Genomic DNA, 14,988 nt, shown 5'->3' with positions numbered 1-14,988 from the left:
AGTTCAGCTCTCGCAGGCTTGCAGGGTCTCGGCCACGCGGCCCTGCCACCGAACGGCGCTGGCGTGGATGGCCTCAAGGTCCAGCGTAAGCAGTTCGCGGTCGGCGAGCAACGCCCGGCCGTCGACCCACACGTCGCGCACGGCCTCGCGGGTGGCGGCATAGACGATGCGTGCGTGCGGTTCGTGTTCGGGTTGCAGCTCCGGGCCGGTCAGGTCGAGGCTGATCAGGTCGGCGCGCTTGCCCGCTTCCAGCGAGCCGATCTCGTGGTCCAGCCCCAGGGCGCGAGCGCTGCCCAGGGTCGCCATCTCCAGCACGCGCTCGGCCGGCAGCGCGGCCGCATCGCCGCTCACGCCCTTGGCCAGCAGGGCCGCGGTGCGCATCTCGCCGATCATGTCGAGGTCGTTGTTGGAGGCGGTCCCGTCGGTGCCCAGCGCGAGGTTGATCCCGGCCTCATCCAGGCGCGCCACCGGGCAGAAGCCGGACGCCAGCTTGAGGTTGGATTCCGGACAGTGCGTGATCGACACCGGCCGGTTCTCCAGCAGGGCCAGGTCTTCGTCGCTGACCTGGGTCATGTGCACCGCCATGAACGGCTGGTCCAGCAGACCGAGGCGGGCGAGGCGGGCCAGCGGGCGTTCACCGCCGTTGCTCACCGCCTCTTCCACCTCGCCGGCGGTCTCGTGCACGTGGGTGTGCACCGGCACGCCCAGCTCCCGGGCACGCTCGCCCACCCGCTGCATGCTTTCGTCACCCACGGTGTAGGGCGCGTGGGGGGCGACGGTGAAGCGGATGCGGGAGTGATCGCCCCAGGTGTCCACGACCTCGCGCCCGCGCTGGAAGTATTCGTCCGGGGTCTGCGCCCAGGGGGTGGGGAAATCGAACACCGTCAGGCCCATCACCCCGCGGATCCCGCTGGCATCCACCGCGGCGGCCGCGTCCCCCACGAACAGATACATGTCGGAGAAGCAGGTGGTGCCGCCGCGCAGCATCTCCGCGGCAGCCAGACGGGTGCCGTCGTAGACGAACTCCGGCGAAAGCAGCCGGCCTTCCACCGGCCATACGTAGCGCTTCAGCCACTCCATCAGCGGCTGGTCGCTGCCGATGCCGCGCAACAGGGTCATCCCGGCGTGGGTGTGGGCGTTCACCAGCCCCGGCATCAGGGCGTGCCCGTCGCGATGTTCGTGGCGGGCCTCGGGATGCTCGGCGAGGGCCTGCTCGCGTGGCTTGACGGCCAGGATCGCACCGTCGCGAACGACTACCGCATGGTCTTCCAGGACGGCCCCCCGTGGAACCACGGGCAGCACCCAGGAGGCGCTCAGGATCAGCGTCGGTTGATCGGTCATTTGCCACTCCCTAAGCCGTTTCTGCTGGCAGCGCATGGTAAACTAAAACCTTTATACGTTGACCCTCGAGCGCTTTGTATTGCGGCGTTTTTGGGCGCGTGGTCCAATGCGTGCCCTTATGCGCTCGCCGGCCCGCCGATTGCCTCGATGAACCCAGAATCCCGTTTTACGGAGCCCGAACAATGGAACTGATCGCCCCCTATGGCGGGACGCTTTGCGACCGCTACGTTGACGAATCCACCGCGCGCGAGCTCAAGGAGCAGGCGCAGGAGATGCCGAGCTGGGATCTGACCGAGCGTCAGATCTGCGATGCCGAGCTGCTGCTGAACGGCGGTTTTTCGCCGCTGACGGGCTTTATGCGGCAGGCCGACTACGACGGCGTGCTGGACAACATGCGCCTGGCGGACGGCCAGCTCTGGCCGATGCCCATCACCCTCGACGTCAGCGAGGCGTTCGCCGAGCAGGCGTCGCCGGGTACGCGCATTGCGCTGCGCGATGCCGAGGGCGTGCTGATCGCCGTGATGGACGTGGAGGACCGCTGGACGCCGGACAAGGCGCGCGAGGCGCAGCAGGTGTTCGCCACCACCGACGTCGCGCATCCGGCGGTCAACTACCTGATGAACCGCGCCGGGGCGGTGTACCTGGGGGGCACGCTGCACGGGGTCGAGTCCCCGGTGCACTACGACTTCCGCAACTATCGTTACAGCCCGGCGGAGCTGCGCGAGTACTTCCGCAAGCTGGGCTGGAACCGCATCGTCGCGTTCCAGACCCGCAACCCCATGCACCGCGCCCACGTGGAGCTGACCCGGCTGGCCGCCCGCCAGACCGAGGCCAACCTGCTGATCCACCCGGTGGTCGGCATGACCCGGCCCGGCGACGTCGACCACTACGCGCGCGTGCGCTGCTACGAGCACGTGCTGCGTCAGGCGCCGGAGCAGACCACCCAGCTCAGCCTGCTGCCGCTGGCGATGCGCATGGGCGGCCCGCGCGAGGCGCTGTGGCACGCCATCATCCGCCGCAACTACGGCTGCACTCACTTCATCGTCGGTCGCGACCACGCCGGCCCCGGCCCGGGCTCCGACGGCGAGGACTTCTACGGCCCGTACGACGCCCAGGAACTGATCCAGAAGCACGCCGACGAGATCGGCATCGAGATGGTGCCGTTCCAGGCCATGAGCTTCGTCGAGGACCGCGCCGAGTACGTGCCGGCCGACGAGGTGCGCGAGGACGAGGAGGTGCTCAACCTCTCCGGCACCGAGTTCCGCCGCCGCCTGCGCGAGGGGCTCGACATCCCCGAGTGGTTCTCCTATCCGGAGGTGGTGGCCGAGCTGCGCCGCAGCTTCCCGCCGCGCCATCAGCAGGGCTTCACGGTGTTCTTCACCGGGCTGTCGGGTTCGGGCAAGTCGACCATCGCCAACGCCCTGCGGGTCAAGCTGATGGAGCTGGGCGGGCGCGCCGTCACGCTGCTGGACGGCGATATCGTGCGCAAGGAGCTCTCCAGCGAGCTGGGCTTCTCGCGCGAGCACCGCGACATCAACGTGCAGCGCATCGGCTTTGTGGCCAGCGAGATCACCAAGAACGGCGGCGTGGCCATCTGCGCGCCTATCGCCCCGTACACCGACATGCGCCGGCGCGTGCGCGAGCGCGTGGAGGACGCGGGCGGGTTCCTGGAGATCCACGTGGCCACCCCGCTGGAGACCTGCGAGCAGCGCGACCGCAAGGGCCTGTACGCCAGGGCGCGCGCCGGCCTGATCAAGGAATTCACCGGCATCGACGACCCGTACGAAGAGCCGGAACACCCGGAGCTGCGCATCGACACCCGCGAGATGAGCCCGGACGAGGCGGCCCACCGGATCCTCCTCAAGCTGGAAGGCATGGGGTTCATCCGCAACCCGTGATGTTGTCTGCGGAAGGGCATCGGTCGCTGGATGTGGTGGTGGTTAACTGGAATGCGGGCGACCAGCTGTCCCGGTGCGTCAACTCGGTGCTGGAGAATGCCCCTGAGGAGCTATCGCGGCTCATCGTTGTGGATAATGGGTCGCTGGACGGATCAGTGGAGGGCGTCGCCACAGATGACAGGGTCCGGGTACTCCGGGCGGGGAGCAACCTGGGATTTGCTGCAGCTTGCAACCTCGGTGCCCGGCACGCATCGGCTGCCTACATTCTGTTTCTGAATCCCGATACGATCATCGGCTCTCGATCCTTAAGGGAACCCATCGCATTTATGGAATCGCCGGCCGGTGCGGACGCAGCGATCTGCGGAATTCAATTGATCGATCAGGACGGAGAAATTGCTCGCAGTTGTGCTCGGTTTCCGCGCCCTGGGATGTTGATCGCTCGGATGCTGGGTGTGGACAGACTTCCCGGCTTGAAGGCGCGGGGGATGCGCATGGGCGACTGGGATCACCGTGAAACCCGAACGGTGGATCAGGTGATGGGGGCGTTCTTTTTCGTCCGTCGATCCGTTTTTGACCAGCTGGGCGGTTTTGATGAACGCTTTTTTATGTACTTTGAAGAGGTAGATTTTTCGTATCGCGCTCGCAACGCGGGATGGCGAAGCGTGTATCTGGCCGGCGCGCGGGCGTTTCATTTCGGAGGTGGAACCTCGCAGCAGGTCAAGGCATGTCGACTGTTCTACTCGTTGCGCAGCCGACTGTTGTACGGTTTCAAGCATTTCCCCCGGTGGCAGGCGTGGAGCGTGGCAGCGGTGACAGTGGTGGTGGAGCCCGTCACGCGGATCGCCTGGCATCTGTCGCGGGGCGATATCGGCGGTGTCTGCGAGACCCGGGATGCCTTCCGCTGGCTATGGGGAGGGCTGAGACGGATCGCTCGCGGCGACGGGCGTTTCGTAACGTGAGGGTCCTGTTACTGTCCCGCCATTCGAGTCGTGGGGCCAGTTCCCGGTTGCGCCATCTTCAGTATCTGGATGATTTCAGGGCCAACGGCTGGACAGTGGAGGTGAGTCCGCTTTTCCCCGCTCTGTATCTGGACGCGCTTTATTCGGGGCGCGGTTGGAAAAGACACCTGGTGCGTGGGTATCTGCGACGCTTTCTGACCCTGTTGCGAATACGACAGTTCGACCTCCTGATCATCGAGAAAGAGCTGTTTCCGTTCCTGCCGGCCTGGGCCGAACGCGCGATCCGAGGTCTCGGTATACCGTGCATGGTGGATTATGATGATGCCCAGTTTCATCGCTATGAACTCCATCGCTCGGGCCTGATCAGGCGCCTCCTGGGCCGGAAGATCGACGCGGTCATGCATAATGCCTCACTGGTGACCGTGGGGAATCAATACTTGGCGGATCGCGCCCGGCAGGCCGGGGCTCGACGGGTGGAGGTCATCCCGACGGTTGTGGATGCCGCCCGTTATCAGCCGGCGATGACAAGGCGGGAGGGCCCGCCAGTAGTTGGATGGATCGGTACCCCGAAGACCAGCCATTATCTGCAGCCTTTATTGCCAGCGTTCGCGGCGTTGCAGCAGGAGATGTCCATTCGTTTCATGGCGATCGGGGCACATCCGTCCGACTTCGCGGACTCAGTGGTGGAGGTCCGGCCCTGGACGGAGGAAACCGAGGTCCGCTCGCTGCAACAATGCGATATCGGGATTATGCCCTTGCCTGATTCACCCTGGGAAAGAGGCAAATGCGGGTACAAGCTGATCCAGTACATGGCCTGTGGTCTGCCTGTAGTAGCTTCCCCCGTCGGGATCAATAACGAAATCGTGAAGGACGGCCTTGAAGGCTGGCTGGCTTCCACGAAGGACGAATGGATAGCAGCACTTCGATCACTGGCGACCAACCGGGAACAGGGGCGGCAGATGGGCCTGCGAGGGCGTGAAAAGGTAGAATCCTGGTACTGCAGGCAAGTGCAGGCCCCGCGGTTGTTGGCAGCCGCCCGGCAGGCAGTGGACGGCAGAGATACAGGCTGATCCTTCGGGTTCGGGATCATCTTGTGCCCGGGAGACTCGCGTGGGGTACGGCAGGATGCCCACGGCCTCGCAGAATTCCGAAACGGGACAGATTCAATGGGTGAACGGGTACTGGTGGTCGGCGGCGTGGCACGTTCACTGGTCAATTTTCGCGGGGCCCTTCTCGACGATCTGCAGACCCGGGGTCATACGGTACAGGTGGCTGCCGGCGAGGATCACAAGGCGGCGTTGGTGCGAGAGACGCTGGCCGGGAAGGGGGTGGAGTTTCACCCGATTCCCGTAGCGCGTGGAAGTATCAACCCTCTGGCCGATCTGGCCACCCTGTGGAAGCTGTGGCGTCTGTTTCGGGACCAGCGACCGACAGTGGTGATCGCCTATACCGCGAAACCGGTCATCTATGCAGGGATAGCGACTCGCGCGCTCGGCGGGATCCGGTTCTGCCCGATGATCACTGGGCTTGGATACGCCTTTGTCGAAGGTGGGGGGCTGCGGCGGCGGATGCTGCGTCTCCTCGTCGGCGGGCTCTACCGGCGCGGGCTGGCCCGGGCGGACACGGTGATTTTTCAGAACCCCGACGATCAGAGTCGATTCCACCAGCTGGGTCTGGTACCCCCGCGGGCGCGCTCACTACGGGTCGGCGGTTCGGGTGTGGATACGGAGCGGTTTTCCCGCCAGCCGCTGCCGGATGCTCCGGTCTTTTTGATGTTGGCACGCCTGCTGGCGGACAAGGGCGTGCGGGAATATGTGGAAGCCGCACGCCGGGTCCGCACCGAGTTTCCCCAAGCCCGCTTCCTCCTGGCCGGGGCGGTGGAACCAAATCCGGCGGGCATTCGTCGGGATGAACTCGATCGCTGGCAAGCGGAGGGAGCGGTCGAGTATCTGGGGCTGCTGGATGACGTTCGGCCGGCTCTCGCAGGGTGCCGGTATTATGTCCTGCCTTCTTATCATGAGGGCACGCCACGGTCGGTGCTGGAGGCGATGGCGACGGGGCGGCCGATCATCACGACCGACGCGCCGGGCTGCCGTGAGACCGTCGTTCATGAGTGCAACGGGTTGCTGGTTGCGCCGGGAGATGCTCGCTCACTGGCGGAGGCCATGCGACAGATGCTGCGGATGCCGGAGAGGGCTGTACAACGCATGGCGGAGGAGAGCGAGAGGCTGGTCCATGAGCGTTTCGAAGTGCATCGCGTGAACGCCAGTATCCTGGCCGCAACCGGACTTTGAAGGGCCGGATCCTGATGGAGCAATGGGCCTACTGGTTGAAGCAGCGCTTCCCGGGCTGGTTTCCTGCATTGGAAGGGATGGTCCGTCCAGTGACACTGATTCGCTTCGGAGCCCGCATTCGGTACGCACGGAATCGGGCGACCCTGGAGGGCGGGATCGATGGCCAGGCCGCATTAATCCGGCCACTGTGCCCGGCGGATCTGGATCGGCTCCATGCGTTCCTCGCGGAACAACCAGATGGGAGGCTGCAGTACTTTCGACCCCACGGTTTCAGTCGGCGATCCCTGCGTCGGGTTCTGGCTTCCGGCGTTTTCCTGAAATATGGACTGTTCATCGGCGACCGACTGGTGGCCTATGCGCTCCTCAAGGTTGCCCCCACCGGATCGGCATTCATAGGCCGCCTGGTGTGCGCGGATTATACGGACAGGGGGCTGGGGCGGTTTTTGTCCCGCTACCTTTACTGGCAGGCTTCTCTGGCCGGGCTGCGGGCCCGCGCCACCATCCATCGCTGCAATCTGGCTTCCTGGCGCTCCCATGCGGCAGTGGCGAAATTCGAGATCGTGACCAAGCTGGCGAACGACTACCTGCTCATCGAGTTTCTTCCGGGGCATCCGGAAGCGCCGTTTCTGAAGCTTTCAGATGATTCGGACTGATGGCGGCACCTGATCCTTCGATTCTTTATGGCAGCGGGCTTTCGCCGCGACAGGCGGCAATCAAGCGTGCCTTCGACATTGCGGGCGCGCTGGTCGGGCTGGTGCTGACTTCCTGGCTCATTGTGGTTGCCTGGTTCCTGGCGACGCTGGATACTCGCCGGAACGGTTTTTTCACACAGCAACGGGTCGGCCGACATGGTCGGCATTTCCGGATCGTGAAGATACGGACCATGCGCCACTCGCCGACCCATTTGACCAGCGTGACCACGGCCAGTGATCCACGCGTCACCACGCTGGGGCGATTCTTTCGCCGGAGCCGTATTGATGAACTGCCGCAGCTGTGGAACGTGCTGCTCGGACAGATGAGCTTTGTCGGTCCGCGGCCGGATGTGCCGGGGTTTGCCGACGTCCTTACGGGCGAAGACGCACAGATCCTGGCCCTTCGTCCGGGGATTACGGGGCCGGCCACTCTGAAATATCGCGATGAAGAATCCCTTCTCGCGGCGGTAGAAGACCCGGAGGCCTACAATTATTACGTCATTTTTCCGGACAAGGTACGGCTCAATCGCGATTATGTGCGGAACTGGTCACTGCGCCAGGATCTCGTATATCTCTGGCGCACGCTGTTCGAATAAAGAGGACGTGGGACGGCCAGTGTGCCGCTGGCCGACGGTCGATTGCGTTGCCATGCAAAGGAGTTTTTCATGGTCGAGAGTGTCTGGCCGGAATATGACGACGAAGAAATAGCCGCGGTCGAAAGGGTACTGCGTTCGGGCCGGGTGAATTACTGGAACGGCGAGGAAGGGCGAGCGTTCGAGCGCGAGTTCGCCGCGTTTCACCGGGCCCCCTACGGAGTGGCTGTAGCCAACGGCTCCGTGGCCCTGGAACTGGGCCTGCAGGCCCTTGGGGTAGGGCCGGGCGACGAGGTGATCGTGCCCCCGCGGACCTTTGTGGCATCCGCGTCAAGCATCGTGATGCGCGGGGCAACCCCCGTATTCGCTGATGTCGACCGTGAGACCGGCAATATCACGGCTGCGACCGCGGAAGAGGTGCTCAGTGAGCGCACACGCGCGATTATCGCGGTGCATCTGGCCGGTTGGCCGTGTGATATGACAGGTTTGCGAATGTTGGCGGACAAACACGGGCTTTATCTCATCGAAGACTGTGCGCAGGCTCATGGCGCCCGGCGGGACGGGCAGCCAGTGGGAAGCAGGGGGGATGTGGCCACCTTCTCTTTCTGTACCGACAAGATCATGTCGACCGGGGGTGAAGGCGGCATGCTTTTGCTCCATGATGAGCAAGCCTGGCGACGGGCCTGGAGTTACAAGGATCATGGAAAAGACTGGGAAGCGGTATATCAGAGGGCCCATCCTCCGGGCTTCCGCTGGGTTCATGAATCGTTCGGAACGAACTGGCGTCTGACCGAAATGCAGTCGGCCATCGGCCGTGTGCAGCTGCGCAAGCTGGACGGATGGATCGCCCGGCGGCGGACTAACGCGGCCTTGTTGCAGAAACGGTTGGCGGGGTTGCCATGGTTGCGGCTACCGAGAGTTCCGAAGGCGGCCGAGCCTGCCTGGTATCAGTTCTATGCCTTCGTGGTTCCCGAGCAACTGCCGAATGGCATTGAACGGGATGACGTTGCGGCAGCACTGCAGGCCAGGGGGGTCCCGGTACGTCAGGGTATCTGTAGCGAGGTCTATCGCGAACGAGCTTTCACCGACCGCGGTTTGGGGCCGGTCTCGCGACTACCGGTCGCCCATGAGCTTGGTATGACCAGCCTGATGATTCCCGTGGACCCAACCCTCTCGGAAGCCGATATGCATCTCGTCGCTGAGATCTTTTGCGCAAATATATTCCCTGTTCATCGCCGTTAAGAGAATGCTGATCAATGTGCACGTTTGCGTCGCTTTTGCGTGCGCACAAGGCGCGGTGACCACCATGCAGTCATTCTGCTACAGATGAGACAAAGGAATCGATCGTTCTGGCGGTCTCATTGTGAAGAAACGGGGCGATATTCCGGTACAATTCGCTGAAGGCTGGATCGAGTGGCGTCGGCATCCATGGCCTCGTCCGCGTCTTCAAGGGAGCTCAGAATCTCCTGCAGCTCATTGGAACAGGGGGGCGCCTCGCGTGCCTGCATGATGCGCGGGTGTCGAGTTGCTGCCACACGATCTCCGATCACCAGTTCTTCGTACAGCTTTTCGCCGGGACGCAGCCCTGTGAAGACAATCTCGATTCCATTGGGCGGGTTGCCGTACTCATCTTTAACCCGCCGCCCATGAAGCCGAATCAAGCGTCGGGCAAGATCCTGAATCCGGACTGGCTCGCCCATGTCCAGAACAAACATTTCGCCACCGTGGGCCATTGTGCCGGCCTGAATCACCAACTCTGCGGCTTCCGGAATCGACATGAAATAGCGAGTGATCTCGGGATGTGTGACGGTGACCGGCCCGCCCTCTCGGATCTGCTGATGGAACAGAGGGATGACCGATCCGGAAGAACCGAGGACGTTGCCAAATCTCACCATCGTAAAAATGGTGCCATGTGCCTTGGCAGCACGCTCTTGCAAAATCATCTCAGCAAGACGTTTACTCGCTCCCATCACGCTGGTGGGACGCACGGCCTTGTCGGTGGTGATAAAGATGAATCGCTCGACACCTTCGGCAATGGCAGCATCCGCGACGATTCGTGTTCCAAATACATTGTTGCGTACGCCCTCGACCGGGTTTTCCTCGACGATGGGAACGTGTTTGTATGCAGCGGCATGATAAAGGGTCTGAACCTTGTGATTTTGGAGGATCCATCGGATGCGCCGCGGCAAAGTAACGGAAACAAGAAAGGCGTGGATCTCGCAATCCAGACTGAGCTCGTCGCGCAGGGCCAGCATTTCCCGTTCGATCTGGTAAAGCGCGTATTCATTCCGTTCAACAAGGAGTAGCGCGGCAGGTCGCTGAGGCAGGATCCGGCGGCAAAGTTCCGAGCCTATGGATCCTCCGGCGCCGGTAACCATCACGCGCCGATGCGCAACACTCTGTTCCAGCAGATCGGGTTGGGGAGGGACCGGATCCCGACCGAGAAGGTCGACTACATCGACGTCTTCGAGCTGGTCGGGCAGGGCCTGGCCCGACACGACACCTTCCATTGAGGGCACCGACTGGACTTGCAGTGAGTAGGGCTCGAGCCTCTCAAGGATACGGTTTCGTGCAGCTCTAGTTGCTGAAGGAATGGCCAGCAGGATCCGTTGAATCCCGTACTGGGCGACAAGCGCATCGATTGCTTCGGGCGGATGCACCCGGATCCCGTTGATCACATGGTTCTGGAGCCCCGGGTTGTCGTCAATGTAAGCGACAATTCGGAAACGTCCGGCCGCTCCCAGGCCAGCAGCGAGTTGCATACCGGCCGCTCCGGCGCCATAAATCAGGACCGGTTCGGCATAACGGCGCCATTCATTCAGGCTCTGGTACCAGCTGCGCACCAGGAAACGCCCACCACCTACGTAGATGAATGCCAGCATGGCAAAGTGGACTGGAACCAGAAGGGGAAAGTCGTCGAGTCTGCCGACAATCGCAGCGACCCATAACAGCAATGCCAGCAAGGATACGCCAGCGACTACGGCCCATACGGCGCGTGTGCCCATGAACCGGATGATCGCTCGGTACAGGCCCAGACGCGCAAAGATGAAGACTCCGGTGACGGTCAGCAGTGGAAACAGCCACCAGGCGTTAAGCAAGGGGGCGGGAAGGGGCTCCGCCAGGCGGACGGCAAACGCCGTCCACAACGCAAGCGGGAGTACGATCACATCCGCGGCAACCATCAACCAGCGTTTTGTGCGGCGAGGAAGGCCGATGAGATAGCCTAGCCACCGACGCTGGTGAACGCACGAGTGATCCTTGTTAGGGTTGCCCATTCTTTCTCGGTCCAGGCGCGGGGTGTGCGCCATAGGAGGAGCCAATGCGAAAAAGGGCCGCGAGGGCCCTTTTTGCCGAGTTCCGGTGTTGCCCGCTGCGGGCGCCGGAATCCGGTCGGATGGACCGGAATTCCCCCTGAAATCTGGCGGAGAGGGAGGGATTACTCGCCACGCTGTGGCTCGCCCTCCGGGCCATCGCCTGCGGCGATGTTCGGGTGCCGCGGTGCGGCACCCGTCGAACCCGGTTTGCTCGATTCCTCGGGTTCGAATCCCTCGTCCGACCGGGATTTACATGGAACCAGGGGCCCGGTTGCCCCCTGGTTCAAGAATCTGGCGGAGAGGGAGGGATTCGAACCCTCGATACGGGGTTACCGTATACACACTTTCCAGGCGTGCGCCTTCGACCGCTCGGCCACCTCTCCGTAAGCTGCGAAAGGTTAAACGACATCGGCGCCGTGTGCAATGGACGAGACCGCGCGGTCCCGAGGGGCAGGCCTCCGGGGTGTGCCGGCATTACTCGTTGATCTGCATCACGAACTCGCTTTGTGCCGACGCTACACTCGAACTGTCCGCTTTCTGCGGTGGTGGTCGCCGGCAGGGTCTCTGTCCCGGGCCGGGCACCGTCAAGTGGTGTATGTCGCGTGTTGGCCCCTTCAGGACGAAGGGGCCTTTTTTGTGTCCCCTTGGTATGTGGGCGTTTTGCGACGCAGGCGGCGTTACGCGTCACGCTGTAGCTATGGTCCGTGTCCGGACGGAATAACCGATGTCGGGCCGACGTCTTTTGGTTCACCAGGGCGTCTGTCGGCGCGATCCGGCAGACGGCTTTCTTCATTCAGGTCCTAACACTCAGGAGTGGTATATGAACCTCACGCGGAGGGAATTCCTCGAAGTCATGGTGGCCGCCAGCGCGGCCGGCCTCGCCACCAATGCCTGGGCGGGCGAGAGCATCGACTGGCAGCGCGCGCCGTCGGATTTCTACGACATTTCTCCGTTCGGGAACGTGTCTCTGCTGCACTACACCGACTGCCACGCGCAGCTGCGCCCGGTCTATTTCCGTGAGCCGGACGTGAACATCGGCGTGGGGGACATGCAGGGCAAGCCGCCGGTGCTGGCCGGCGAGGCGCTGCTCGACCATTTCGGGGTGGAAAAGGGCACGCCCGAGGCGCATGCGCTGACCTTCCTCGATTTCGCCGAGGCGGCCGAGAAATACGGTCGGGTCGGCGGCTTCTCGCATCTGTCGACGCTGGTGAAGCGCCTGCGTGCGGACCGGCCGAACTCCCTGCTGCTGGACGGTGGCGACACCTGGCAGGGTTCGGCGACCTCGCTGTGGACCGGCGGGCAGGACATGGTCGACGCGCAGAAGCTGCTGGGCGTGGACGTGATGACCGGTCACTGGGAATTCACCTTCGGTGACGAGCGCGTCAAGGAAGTCATCGAGAACGACTTCAAGCCCAACGGCATCGACTTCGTCGCGCAGAACGTCGAGGATCGCGACTGGGGTGACCGGATCTTCGAGCCCTACACCATCCGCGAGATGAACGGCGTCCCGGTGGCCGTGATCGGGCAGGCCTTCCCGTACACCTCGGTGGCCAATCCGGATTACATGTTCCCGGAATGGTCGTTCGGCATCCGTGACGACAAGATGCAGCAGATGATCGACGAGGTGCGTCAGAAGGGCGCGAAGGTCGTGGCGATCCTGTCGCACAACGGCATGGTGACGGACATCGAAATGGCCCGCCGGCTGCGTGACGTCGACGTGATCATGGGCGGCCACACTCACGACGCGATCCCGGGTGCGCTGGAGATCGTGAACGCCGCGGGCGAGCGCACGCTGGTGACCAACGCCGGTTCCAACGGCAAGTTCCTGGGTGTGCTGGACCTGGATGTGAACGACAGCGGCATCAAGGACTACCGCTTCAAGATGCTGCCGGTGTTCGCCAACATGCTGGACGCGGATCCGGAGATGGAGGCGCACATCGAAGAGGTGCGCAAGCCGTTCGAGGACCAGCTGCGGGAAGAACTGGCGGTGACCGACGACGTCCTCTACCGCCGCGGCAACTTCAACGGTACCTTCGACGAGGTCATCGTCCAGGCGATGATGGAAGAGATGGACGCCGAAGTCGCGCTGTCGCCGGGTTTCCGCTGGGGCGTGAGCGTGTTGCCGGGCCAGCCGATCACTTTCGAAGAGCTGATGACCCAGACCGCAACGACGTACTCCGAGACCACGCGCAACGAGATGACCGGCGCGGATCTCAAGCACGCGATGGAAGACGTGGCCAACTCGATCTTCAACGAAGATCCGTATCGTCATCGAGGCGGCGACATGGTGCGCACCGGCGGTATCCGCTACACCATTGACCCGCACAAGCCGATGGGCGAGCGCATCACCGACATGGAGATCAATGGCGAACCCATGGATCCGGAGCGGCGCTATGTGGTGGCAGGCTGGGCCGACGTGCATCAGCCGCATGACACGCCCCCGGTCTGGGAAGTGGTGGGTAACTGGCTGCGCAACCAGGATACGGTCAACGTGGGCGAGCCCTACCTGCCGAAGCTGAAGAACGTGGAGGGTGATCCCGGCCTGGCTCGCTAAGGCCGCCAGTTGCTCCGGATCCTTGTGATCCCGAGCCGGATTGTGAAGGGCCGTCCCGTGAGGGGCGGCCCTTTTTGTTGCCCCCGAGAGGCCGCGAGTGAAGGAGGGATCCCGGAAAGGTTCCCGGGGTGGCTTCTCGGGGTACCCTTGAAGGGAGCGTGCTTGCACGCGAACAACGCGGGGTGTTGATTGGCGCCGCGATTCGCGGCCGGGGCCGCTCTACAGGGCCCCGCAGGGGCGCGGAATTACTTGGGGAGGATCATGGAAGAACTGCTTTTTTATTGCCGGGCGGGGTTCGAGAAGGACCTGGCCGGCGAGCTGGCCGCGGAAGCCGCGCGGGCAGGTCTGGCCGTCTATCCACGGTTCGTTGAAGGGACGGCCTGCGTCCGCTTGTTATCGGCCGATGGCGATTCGGCACCGCTGCGCGACGCCTTTCCCCTGGATGAGCGGATCTTCGCACGCCAGCGCCTCCCGGCGCTGCATCCGCTGGAGGGCCTGTCACGCAAAGACCGGGTGAGCCCGGTGGTGGAACGGATTCGCGCGAGTGGCTGGTCGTTCGAGGCCATCTGGCACGAGACACCGGATACCAACGAGGGCAAGGAGCTTCGACGCCTGGGAAAGGCACTGGAGCGCCCGCTGGAGTCGGCACTGCGCAAGGCTGGCGCGCTGCGCGAAGAGCGTGAGGCGCAGGGTCGTCGTCTGCATTGTTTCTGGACGGCCGGCGACCGTGTGCAGCTGGGTCTGGCCGCGCCGGAGAGCAGCAGCGACCGACCGGGGGGCATCCTGCGGCTGAAGGCCCCGCGCGCAGCGCCCAGCCGTTCCGCACTGAAACTCGAGGAAGCCTGGTTCCACTTCCTGACTCCCGAGGAGCGCGAACAGCGACTGGCGGAGGGCATGACGGCGGTGGATCTGGGGGCGGCGCCGGGGGGCTGGACCTGGCAGCTGGTGCGCCATGGCCTGCATGTCCAGGCCGTGGACAACGGGCCGATGGATGCCGACCTGATGGCCGGGGGCCAGGTGGAGCATGTGCGCGAGGATGCGTTTACCTGGATGCCGTCGCGTCCGGTGCACTGGCTGGTGTGCGACATCGTGGACCGGCCGGGACGGGTGAGCGAGCGAATCGGGGACTGGCTGGAGGCGGGCTGGGCCGAAGAGGCGATCTTCAACCTCAAGCTGCCGATGAAAAAGCGCTACGAGACCGTGCGCGAATGTCTTGATCGACTGGAGGGCCGGCTGGTCGGGTACGGATTTCGCCTGCGCGCGCGCCAGCTGTATCACGATCGCGAGGAAATCACCGTGCACGCCCGTCCGGCGCGCGGCGCGGCCGGCTGGTGAAAAACGGG

At 63.7% G+C, this 14,988-nt stretch carries 11 protein-coding genes, 1 tRNA gene and 1 other RNA gene; 9 read left to right on the top strand and 4 right to left on the bottom strand.

Translation table 11 applies throughout. The features are described 5' to 3' along the window. Positions 1–3: 3 nt before the first annotated feature. Positions 4–1,341 carry a TRZ/ATZ family hydrolase gene (locus F620_RS0107290; RefSeq protein WP_019570033.1) on the bottom strand — a complete coding sequence of 446 codons (1,338 nt, stop codon included), beginning with the start codon at positions 1,339–1,341 and terminating at the stop codon, positions 4–6. A 182-nt stretch (positions 1,342–1,523) separates the two neighbouring features. On the opposite strand from F620_RS0107290, the gene F620_RS0107285 reads away from it, so the two are divergent. The 7 genes from F620_RS0107285 to F620_RS0107255 all read left to right on the top strand — a co-directional run bounded on the left by F620_RS0107285 (position 1,524) and on the right by F620_RS0107255 (position 9,019). Further along, positions 1,524–3,239 (top strand): bifunctional sulfate adenylyltransferase/adenylylsulfate kinase, encoded by a 1,716-nt coding sequence (locus tag F620_RS0107285; protein WP_019570032.1) that lies wholly within the window; start codon positions 1,524–1,526, stop codon positions 3,237–3,239. Beyond that, positions 3,239–4,198: a glycosyltransferase family 2 protein gene (locus F620_RS0107280; RefSeq protein WP_019570031.1), complete on the top strand. Its 960-nt coding sequence runs from the start codon at positions 3,239–3,241 to the stop codon at positions 4,196–4,198. Before F620_RS0107285 ends, F620_RS0107280 begins: the two co-directional genes overlap by 1 nt. A 101-nt stretch (positions 4,199–4,299) precedes the next feature. After that, entirely contained in the window at positions 4,300–5,268 is a 969-nt protein-coding gene (locus tag F620_RS0107275; RefSeq protein WP_231373879.1) for a glycosyltransferase family 4 protein, read from the top strand. A gap of 96 nt (positions 5,269–5,364) precedes the next feature. Continuing rightward, the gene (locus tag F620_RS0107270) at positions 5,365–6,492 is read left to right on the top strand and encodes a glycosyltransferase family 4 protein (protein WP_019570029.1); all 1,128 of its coding nucleotides are present in this window, start codon (positions 5,365–5,367) and stop codon (positions 6,490–6,492) included. A gap of 14 nt (positions 6,493–6,506) precedes the next feature. After that, a complete protein-coding gene (locus tag F620_RS0107265; protein WP_019570028.1) occupies positions 6,507–7,145 on the top strand; it encodes a hypothetical protein in 639 nt (212 codons plus the stop codon). Next, complete coding sequence (locus F620_RS0107260) at positions 7,145–7,780, top strand: sugar transferase (protein ID WP_019570027.1); 636 nt, start codon at positions 7,145–7,147, stop codon at positions 7,778–7,780. The genes F620_RS0107265 and F620_RS0107260 overlap by 1 nt, the downstream gene beginning before the upstream one ends. Before the next feature lie 69 nt (positions 7,781–7,849). Beyond that, positions 7,850–9,019, top strand: coding sequence for a DegT/DnrJ/EryC1/StrS aminotransferase family protein (locus tag F620_RS0107255; protein ID WP_019570026.1), 1,170 nt, complete (start codon positions 7,850–7,852; stop codon positions 9,017–9,019). Between the two features lie 116 nt (positions 9,020–9,135). Here the strand turns inward: F620_RS0107255 and F620_RS0107250 are convergent, their stop codons facing one another. The 3 genes from F620_RS0107250 to F620_RS0107245 all read right to left on the bottom strand — a co-directional run bounded on the left by F620_RS0107250 (position 9,136) and on the right by F620_RS0107245 (position 11,474). Further along, positions 9,136–11,052 (bottom strand): nucleoside-diphosphate sugar epimerase/dehydratase, encoded by a 1,917-nt coding sequence (locus F620_RS0107250; RefSeq protein ID WP_019570025.1) that lies wholly within the window; start codon positions 11,050–11,052, stop codon positions 9,136–9,138. A 144-nt stretch (positions 11,053–11,196) separates the two neighbouring features. Further along, a non-coding RNA gene (locus F620_RS14800) (RtT sRNA) lies at positions 11,197–11,343 on the bottom strand. Between the two features lie 40 nt (positions 11,344–11,383). Then, positions 11,384–11,474: transfer RNA gene (locus tag F620_RS0107245), tRNA-Ser, on the bottom strand. A gap of 437 nt (positions 11,475–11,911) precedes the next feature. Here F620_RS0107245 and soxB point away from each other — a divergent pair. Together soxB and rlmM are read left to right on the top strand one after the other, a co-directional pair. Continuing rightward, positions 11,912–13,645, top strand: a complete 1,734-nt coding sequence (soxB, locus tag F620_RS0107240) for a thiosulfohydrolase SoxB (protein ID WP_019570024.1) — start codon at positions 11,912–11,914, stop codon at positions 13,643–13,645. 261 nt (positions 13,646–13,906) lie between these two features. Continuing rightward, the gene (rlmM, locus tag F620_RS0107235; RefSeq protein ID WP_019570023.1) at positions 13,907–14,980 is read left to right on the top strand and encodes a 23S rRNA (cytidine(2498)-2'-O)-methyltransferase RlmM; all 1,074 of its coding nucleotides are present in this window, start codon (positions 13,907–13,909) and stop codon (positions 14,978–14,980) included. Positions 14,981–14,988 lie beyond the last annotated feature (8 nt).

It is taken from the genome of Thioalkalivibrio sp. ALE11 (assembly GCF_000381205.1).
Taxonomy (GTDB): Bacteria; Pseudomonadota; Gammaproteobacteria; order Ectothiorhodospirales; family Ectothiorhodospiraceae; genus Thioalkalivibrio.
The sequence above is the reverse complement of the archived record's forward strand: the minus strand, read 5'-3'. Positions and strand labels throughout refer to the sequence as shown.

Bases quoted from the DNA above. Each gene is read 5' to 3' on its own strand.
- F620_RS0107290 (WP_019570033.1), bottom strand. From the start codon at position 1,341: ATGACCGATCAACCGACGCTGATCCTGAGCGCCTCCTGGGTGCTGCCC.
- F620_RS0107285 (WP_019570032.1), top strand. From the start codon at position 1,524: ATGGAACTGATCGCCCCCTATGGCGGGACGCTTTGCGACCGCTACGTT.
- F620_RS0107280 (WP_019570031.1), top strand. From the start codon at position 3,239: ATGTTGTCTGCGGAAGGGCATCGGTCGCTGGATGTGGTGGTGGTTAAC.
- F620_RS0107270 (WP_019570029.1), top strand. From the start codon at position 5,365: ATGGGTGAACGGGTACTGGTGGTCGGCGGCGTGGCACGTTCACTGGTC.
- F620_RS0107265 (WP_019570028.1), top strand. From the start codon at position 6,507: ATGGAGCAATGGGCCTACTGGTTGAAGCAGCGCTTCCCGGGCTGGTTT.
- F620_RS0107260 (WP_019570027.1), top strand. From the start codon at position 7,145: ATGGCGGCACCTGATCCTTCGATTCTTTATGGCAGCGGGCTTTCGCCG.
- F620_RS0107255 (WP_019570026.1), top strand. From the start codon at position 7,850: ATGGTCGAGAGTGTCTGGCCGGAATATGACGACGAAGAAATAGCCGCG.
- F620_RS0107250 (WP_019570025.1), bottom strand. From the start codon at position 11,052: ATGGGCAACCCTAACAAGGATCACTCGTGCGTTCACCAGCGTCGGTGG.
- soxB (WP_019570024.1), top strand. From the start codon at position 11,912: ATGAACCTCACGCGGAGGGAATTCCTCGAAGTCATGGTGGCCGCCAGC.
- rlmM (WP_019570023.1), top strand. From the start codon at position 13,907: ATGGAAGAACTGCTTTTTTATTGCCGGGCGGGGTTCGAGAAGGACCTG.